The organism is Bartonella sp. CL63NXGY (assembly GCF_042194905.1).
GTDB lineage: Bacteria > Pseudomonadota > Alphaproteobacteria > Rhizobiales > Rhizobiaceae > Bartonella.
The window spans coordinates 1-512 of record NZ_JBHINK010000076.1; the positions used below are offsets into that span (position 1 = coordinate 1).

Below are 512 nucleotides of genomic sequence, written 5' to 3' on the forward strand. Positions count from 1 at the left end.
CAACGAGTTGAACAATTTGAAAAATTGAAAGCTGAAGGACGAATTGACATGAATGCGTGGAAACGCGAACGAGCAAAGGAGGTAAAGCATGGCTGATTCATATAAAGTAGAAGCGGTGCTATCCCTTGTCGATAACATGTCAGCTGGTTTACAAGCGGCTGGTAATGATGTGCAAAACTTTGGTAACAACGTTCAAACAAAATTGAACGGCGTTGGTAAAGCGATGACGGTAGCTGGTGCAGCAACTACTGCAATGGGAATGAAGTCATTAAAATCATTTGGTGACTTCCAACAATCATTAAACACAGCAGCTGTTGTGGCTGGTGGTACCGCTAAAGACATTAATGGTTTGGCGGATGTCGCTAATAAAATGGGTGCTGACTTGCCATTAAGTGCAGAAGACGCTTCTGATGCGATGGTCGCAATGGCTCGTAATGGTGCCGATGTTGGCCAGATCAAAGAACAATTCCCGGCAATTGCAAAAGCTGCAACCGCCGCAGGTTCTGATTTAC

Annotated in this window: 1 protein-coding gene; it reads left to right on the forward strand. The window is 44.7% G+C overall.

The features are described from left to right. Nucleotides 1–88: 88 nt before the first annotated feature. Nucleotides 89–512: hypothetical protein (locus ACFIK0_RS09305; RefSeq protein ID WP_375663897.1), on the forward strand; the 424-nt coding region annotated here is incomplete at its 3' end.